Source organism: Anaerolineae bacterium (genome assembly GCA_014360855.1).
In the GTDB taxonomy this organism is placed as follows: domain Bacteria; phylum Chloroflexota; class Anaerolineae; order JACIWP01; family JACIWP01; genus JACIWP01.
In genome coordinates, this window is the sequence record JACIWP010000173.1 from 1 (window position 1) to 7,149 (window position 7,149).

At 65.2% G+C, this 7,149-nt stretch carries 5 protein-coding genes and 1 tRNA gene; 2 read left to right on the forward strand and 4 right to left on the reverse strand.

Annotated features, from left to right (window positions below; all coding sequences use genetic code 11):
• Positions 1 to 218: 218 nt before the first annotated feature.
• From H5T60_09965 to H5T60_09980, 4 genes are all read right to left on the reverse strand, one after another.
• Positions 219 to 294 (reverse strand) — tRNA-Ala (locus H5T60_09965).
• 67 nt (positions 295 to 361) lie between these two features.
• On the reverse strand, positions 362 to 1,975 hold the full coding sequence (locus tag H5T60_09970) for an amidohydrolase (protein MBC7242756.1): 1,614 nt from the start codon (positions 1,973 to 1,975) through the stop codon (positions 362 to 364).
• Positions 1,976 to 1,999: 24 nt separating this feature from the next.
• Entirely contained in the window at positions 2,000 to 3,343 is a 1,344-nt protein-coding gene (locus H5T60_09975; protein MBC7242757.1) for an MFS transporter, read from the reverse strand.
• Between the two features lie 104 nt (positions 3,344 to 3,447).
• Positions 3,448 to 6,000 carry a glycoside hydrolase family 31 protein gene (locus H5T60_09980; protein ID MBC7242758.1) on the reverse strand — a complete coding sequence of 851 codons (2,553 nt, stop codon included), beginning with the start codon at positions 5,998 to 6,000 and terminating at the stop codon, positions 3,448 to 3,450.
• A 212-nt stretch (positions 6,001 to 6,212) separates the two neighbouring features.
• On the opposite strand from H5T60_09980, the gene secG reads away from it, so the two are divergent.
• Together secG and H5T60_09990 are read left to right on the forward strand one after the other, a co-directional pair.
• Positions 6,213 to 6,431: a preprotein translocase subunit SecG gene (secG, locus tag H5T60_09985; protein ID MBC7242759.1), complete on the forward strand. Its 219-nt coding sequence runs from the start codon at positions 6,213 to 6,215 to the stop codon at positions 6,429 to 6,431.
• A gap of 77 nt (positions 6,432 to 6,508) precedes the next feature.
• The coding region (locus H5T60_09990; GenBank protein ID MBC7242760.1) for a peptide ABC transporter substrate-binding protein at positions 6,509 to 7,149 on the forward strand (641 nt) is incomplete at its 3' end.

The window sequence follows — 7,149 nt, forward strand, 5'->3', positions numbered from 1 at the left end:
TACAGCCCCATACACATCTCCAACCACTTTTGGCGAGATAACGGCCGCCGGCCGGCGGCGGCTACTAGGGTTCACCGCCACAGCTCACGGGCGAGTTCGACCTTGACGGCACTCTCCGATGTGCCTGCCCGGCTCCCACCTGTTCTCCTGCCAGGCTCTCTGCGGAGATGGTCTACTACTCCCGCTCACCGCCTTTGTGCTATACAGTTGTTTCCCACTGGTGGAGCTGAGGGGATTCGAACCCCTGACCTCTACAGTGCGATTGTAGCGCTCTCCCAGCTGAGCTACAGCCCCTTGGGCAGTTTGTATTATAGCGAAGGCTTTCCGGCTTGTCAAATTAAGCGAGAACTTGCGCCGGCTCTTACGCCCACGCCGGCGAGCGGTACACCAGCCGGCCGCCCAGCACCGTGCCGTGCACCTCGGTCTCCAGCAGGGCTTCTGCCGGCCCGGCCAGGATATCCCGCGACAGGATCGCCATATCTGCCAGCTTGCCCGGCTCCAGCGTCCCCTTGATGCCGCTCTCCCCGCTGACTGCCGCCGGCGCCGCACAACTGGCGATCAACGCCTGCTCCAGCGTCAGCCGCTCCTCCGGATGCCAGCCATCCGGGGAAGGGGAGCCATCCGGCCGGCGGCGCGCCACCGCCGCGTATACGGTAGCCAGCGGCCCCAGCGGCTCCACCGGACAATCGGTGCCGAAGATGAGCGTCGCGCCGGCCTCCAGCAGGCTCCGGAAGGCATAGGCACCGCGCCCCCGCTCCGCCCCCCAATACCGTTCGACCATCTCGTAATCCGATGTGGCGTGCACCGGTTGGATGGAGGCGACCACCCCCAGCCGGCCGAAGCGGGGGATATCCGCCGGCGCCAGCAGTTGGACATGCTCAATACGGTTGGGCAGGGCGCCTGCGGAAGGATAGCGCGCCAGCGCCTCTTCCAGGACATCCAGCGCGCGGCGGTTGGCGGCATCGCCGATGGCGTGAATAGTGGCGCTGATCCCGTTGGGAAGCGCCAGCTCAAGGTGTTCCCGCAATTGCGCCGGCGAGGTAATCTCCACACCTGTATTCCCCGGCTCCCCCACATACGGCGCAAAGAGCAGGGCTGTGCGCGACCCCAAGGAGCCATCCATGAAAATTTTGACCCCGCCAATGCGCAACCATTCGTCGCCCAGGCCGGTGCGCACACCGGCGCGCACGGCCGGCTCCAGCATGTCCAGACGAAGCTGGCAGAGCATGCGCAGGCCCAGCTTGCCCTGCCGGCGAAGCTCCTGCAGGGCGCCGAGCTCCTGCGCGCCTTCGCCCAGCAGGAAATTGTGGATGGTAGTGATGCCGTGCGCCCACACGCTGGGAAAGGCCGCCTCCATCGCCGCACAGCACTGCGCAAAGGTGGGAGGCGGCACCACCTTCCACACCAGTTGTTTCGCCGGCATCTCGCACAATATCCCTGTAGGCTCCCCACTGGCATCCCGCAGGATGCGGCCGCCCGGTGGGTCGGGGGTTTCGGCCCCCACGCCGGCCAGCTCCAACGCCCGGCTGTTAACCCACAGGGAGTGCACGTCCTTGCTGTCCAGCGCGACGGGATGATCCGGACAGACCGCATCCAGCATCTGCCGGGTGGGGAATTCCGCCGGTTCCCAGACGTTGGGGTCCCATCCGCCGCCCAGGATCCATTGGCCGGCGGGAGCGCGGCGCGCCGCTTCCCTCACCCTTTCCAATGCCTCCGCGGCAGAGCGGGCGCCGCTCAGGTCCACCTGCTGGCGCCGCAGGGCATATTCCAGAAAATGAACGTGACAATCGCAAAAACCCGGCAGGACCAGCCGGCCGGCCAGATCCACCCGCTGTTCGGGCGGGACGCTCTCGGCGAGGGAATTGTCCCCCAGCGCCGCAATACGGTCACGCCAAATGGCGACCGCCTGATAGGCCGGCTGGCCGGGGGCCAAGGTGCGGACGATGCCGTTGTACAGCACCCAATCGGGTTTCACTGGATATTCCTCCTTCCAGGCGTCTCAGGGGCTGGGGACCGGCGCCGCCGGCCGAGGGCTGGGGCGGGATGCCCAGCCCAGCCAGCACAGCAAGACGGTGGCGATGATCCCGAACGCCCCAGAGCCTATCAGCACCCAGCGGGTGCCGAACGTATTGGCCAAGGCCGTGCTGACCAGCGGGGCAAAGAACGCCGCCGCATTGGCGATCATCTGGTGCACCGCGACAAAGGTCGGACGACTTCTCCGCGGCGACAATTCTACCGTGCGGTTGAAGATGATCAGCTCATTCCCGCCGCCCATGAAGCCGGCGAAGAACATGACCGGCACCAGCGGCGCCAGATGTTGAAAGGCCGTGGTCAGCAGAGGATAGCCAACCAGAATGCCCAGCGAGGCGATGAGCATGCCCCGCTGTTCCCGCTCCGGCCGGTTCCAGCGCCCCCAGAAGATATACCCCAGCAGGCCGCCGGCGGAATAGGCCGCCGTCAGCACCCCGATCCAAGTGCCCGTTGCCCCTAAATCTCGCACCCAGTAGATGCGAAACAGCGGTACCGCGGCAAACATGGCGAAATACGTCAGGAACACGCCCACTTCATACATGGCGAACTGCCGATATCTCTGCCACCAGGGCGCCGGCGGGAGGTCATTCTCCCCCGAGGAGGTGGAGGGGGTGGGGTCTTCCTGTCGGGACGGCATCCGGAGCTGTAGAATGAACCACACCGAGGCAAGTGTCAGGATACCCAGGCCGGCGAACAACACCTGGAAATTAAGGGGGAAGGGGATCAGGTCCAGCATCTTTCCCAAGGTTAACGATGCAACCATCCCCACAATGCTCATCACCGCCCAACGCTCCCCCACCACCCGCGCCAGATGGCGCGGATGAAACATCTCGGCGCAGGCAGTCTGGAACGAGGCGCCCCAGATGGTCGCCGGCAGGGCGGACAGTGTGGTCAGGACGACAATGGCCCAGGCGCGCCAGGCCGGCGGCAGGAACGGGATGCCGGCCAGCGCGATGATGGGCACGCGATGGAAGAACGCGGACAGCGCCAGGGAGCGCGGGTAATTGCCCAGGCGCTGGATGATGCGGGCGCTTGGCAGGGGCCAGAGCATGTTCACCACCGCCGGCCCGCTGGTGAGCCAGCCCACCACCGCGTTACTGCCGCCCAACTGGATGGCAAAAAGCGCGAAGAAATTGGCCAACGAGCCAAAGGCGATATTGGTGAACGGGGCTTCCCAGATCAGGACACGACTGTTGTGCCGCTCCTCAGGCGTGACCACATCAGTGGGGTCATGATGGGTGGCTCCACGCCCCAGAAGGCCAAGATACTCTCCGGCACGCTGCCAGAAACGCTTGAACGAAAAGGCCGGCACAAGATACTCCTGATGCGTGTTGTGCAAAGTGATGCGCTCACCAGGAGTATAGCCGGCCCGACCAATATCTCCAAATAGCGCGCGGACGCTTTCCTTCCCGCGCCTTACACCCGGATCTCGATCTCTTGGAACGGGGCGGTCTCCAGCCGGAGCTCCTTGCGATCTGCATCCCACGCGAAGGCGCTCCCCTGTCCATCCACGAGAACCTCCTGCGCCGGCGCCGGCAGGCCGTGCACGACCACCTCCCATCGCCGGGAGCCGATGCCCTCCGTCCCTTCAACCTCCCGGCGGATGCGCAGGACGCCCTCCTGCCAGGCGGTGGCGAAGCGGGACAGCCGGAATTCTCCCTGTCGGAAGCCCCAGCCCTCGCCAGCGTCCTCATACAGCACGCTCTCCGCACTGCCGGCAAACACATGCAGGGTCAGATGTTCCCAGCCGGCAGGCGGTGTGTGCGGCGCCACCTTCGCGGTTGGGATCACAGCGCCGGCGCGCACGAACAACGGCAGAATTTCCAGCGGCGCCGGCACCCGGACGTCCGCCGGCCCTTCGAAACGCTCGTCCGTCCACCAATCGTACCAGCTCCCCGCCGGCAGATGTACATCTCTTCCCACGGCGCGCGGCCGCAGTACCGGCGCCGCCAGCAGATGGTCGCCGCAGAAGAACTGGTCATCACCGCCGGGCGAGCCGGCCAGCTCGGGAGCTTCCCAGAACATGGGGCGCATCACCGGCCAGCCGTACTGCGCCGCCTGCCAGAAAGCAGTGTAGATGGCCGGCAGGAACTGATAGCGCATGGCAATGTAGGAGCGGTTGATGGACGTAAATGGCTCACCGAACGCCCAGGGTTCCTGGGGCCGGCCGCGCAGATAATTATGATTGCGGAAGAAGGGCGTCAGCACCGCCAACTGCGTCCAGCGCACCAGCAGTTCCCCGTCGCAGTCCTCGCCGAACCCGCCCACATCCGCGCCGGCAAAGGCGACACCGGAAAGCCCCAGGTTCAGGAGCATCGGGATGGTGAGGGCCAGGGAATCCCAGGTGGAGAGGTTGTCGCCGGTCCACACCAGGGCATAGCGCTGGATGCCGGCGAATCCCGAGCGGCTGAGCACAAACGGCCGGCGCGCCGGCCGCAGGCGCATCAGCGCCTCATGGGAAGCGCGCGCCATCAGCAGACCGTAGACATTATGATACTCCCGATGATCGCCCCCACGGCCCTCTACCGCATGACGGACAATGTCCGGCGGCGCATCGCCGTGGACGCTGATGATGGTCGGCTCGTTCATGTCGTTCCAGATGCCGGCCACTCCCATCTCCAGCAGGGGTCGGTAATGTTCCCCGAACCAGGCGCGGACGTCCGGCGAGGTAAAATCCGGGAAATAGCAATCCCCAGGCCACACCGGCCCTTTGAACGGCCGGCCGTCGGGATAGGTGATGAACGCCTTGCGCTCCAGCCCCTCCCGGCAGACCGGGTCGCGGTGGTCCGCCTTGATGCCGGCGTCAATGATGACGACCAGCCGAAACCCCATGCCCTCCAGGTAACGGATCAGGCCGGCCGGGTCCGGGAAACGCTCCGGATGCCAGGTGAAGTTGCGATAGCCGTCCATGTAGTGAATGTCGAGATAGATGGCGTCGCAGGGGATATCGAGTCGGCGGAAGGTTTCCGCCAGCCGGCGGACCTCCGCATCGGGAAAATACGACCATTTGCTCTGGTGAAAGCCCAGCGCCCACAGCGGCGGCATATTGATCCGACCCGTAAGCCCGGTGAAGCGCTCCAGCACGACCGCCGGCGCCGGCCCGTACATGAAATAATAGCGCAGTTCGCCCGCCTCCGCCGTGATGGCCAATGTGTCCGGGCGCGTCTGGCCGATGTCAAACACGGCCGGCGCGGGGTTGTCCAGGAACAACCCGTAGGCGCGGCCGTCGTGCAGGCCCATCAGGAAGGGGATGTTCAGGTACAGCGGGTCCGCGCCCCGCACAAAGTTCTGCGGGTCCTGGTTCCAGATGCGGTAGCGCCGGCCGCGCAGGTCCAGGTTCGCCGCCTTTTCCGCCAGGGCGTACACCCGTTCCCCCTCGCGCAGGCGGCGCCAGCAGGCAGACCAGCCACCGGCAGTGCCGGCACCCTCGCACTCCGCGCTGATAAGCTGGCCGCTTGCGTCGTGGAATTCCACGCCGGCGTCCTCCCGCCGCACGACGCAGACCAGGCGCTCTGTGGCGATGCGCACGCCGTGGGCATCCTCTGTGACGGTAAAGGTACAGGCCGGCCAGTCCTCCTCGTTCGGAAGGACAGAATACGAGAAGGCCGGTGGGAACTCCCCATCGGGGCTGTGCCGCACGCAGAACAGGTCGGGCTGGAGCGGGATGATGCGCAGGGTGCCGGCCTGGCAGTGCACCTCAACATAGCGTTCCGCGGTGGAGACGCTCTGCACCCGCCCCAGGTGGGAGAAGGCCTCCGCCGGCGGGGGCTCCGGCCGCTCGCGCTCCTTCCAGGCGCGGGGGAAGTGACGCAGGGTCTCGATCAGGGAACGCCGGCGGCCGTCAGGCGCCCAGCGGGCGACAGCAAAGGCCTTGCGGAACGGGTACTGCCAAGCGAGAAGAGCAAGATTCCATCCCAGGATGCGGATCCCCCATAGGGCCTTATACAGCGGAGCCAGCAGTCGGCGCATACGTTATCCTCGCTCGATGTGGTTGAAAGGGCACTGGGCCAAGGATACCACAAGAACGGGGGAATGACAATCACAAATAAGCCCATCTGCTTCATCTCACAACCATTGACAGAGGACTCATCCCGCCCAAAGGGCAGAAATGATTTGCTGATGCACCATGCACGTGGTATAATCGCTTCGCTACTGCACTTGAGGAAAGGGGGCTGAAAGCTGTGAAACCATTTCTGTATGTGGCGATGATACTCGTCTCCGCCGGCCTGATCGCGCTCATCTTGCTCCAGATCCGGGGCTCCAGCCTGAGCGGGCTTTTCGGCGGCGACGGCGCCATCTACCGCACCAAGCGCGGCGTGGAGAAAACGCTGTTCAACGCAACCATTGGCGTCGCCATCCTTTTCTTCGTGCTGGCGACCGTGATTGTGCTGGTCCATTAGCGATCTTGTCTGTCTGACCTTCCACACGCCTGCTTTCCCATCACACCGTCATCACACCCGGGCGAAGGAGTGCGGTTTTGCACACTGCAAAGTGGACATGGGTTCTCCTGAGCGCTCTGGCGCTGGTCACCGCGCTGGCCCTGGTGCTCCTTCCCCAAAGCCCACTGGCCCGTGTCGAGGAAGCCGGCCGCTACACCGAAGGGCTTGCCGGCGCGCCTCAACATCTCAATCCCCTCCTCGCCCAGTACAATAGCGTTGACCGCGATATCTGCGCCCTGCTGTTCGAGGGGCTGACCGCCTTCGACGAAGCCGGCCGGGTGGTGCCGCGCCTGGCCGAGCGCTGGGCAATCGCTCCCGATGGATTGACGTACACCTTTGTCCTGCGCAAGGGGGTGTACTGGCATGACGGCGCCCCCTTCACCGCCGACGACGTGGTCTTCACCGCCGGCGTCATGGCCGACCCCGGCTTCCAGGCCCTGGACCCCAGCGGCCTGTTCGACCTCTGGTCCAGCGTCAAGGTGGAGAAACTGGACGACTACACCGTTCGCTTCACGTTGTCGGAACCGTTCGCCCCATTCCTCGATTATTCCACCATCGGGATCCTGCCGGCGCACCTGCTGAAACAGATGCCGGTACCCGACCTCCCGAAGGCCGCCTTCAACTCTCAGCCGGTCGGCACCGGCCCGTTCATGACGGATTCGGTCAGCGCCAAAGAGGT

Coding starts and splice junctions, on each gene's coding strand:
- H5T60_09980 (MBC7242758.1), bottom strand. CDS start 6,000: ATGCGCCGACTGCTGGCTCCGCTGTATAAGGCCCTATGGGGGATCCGC.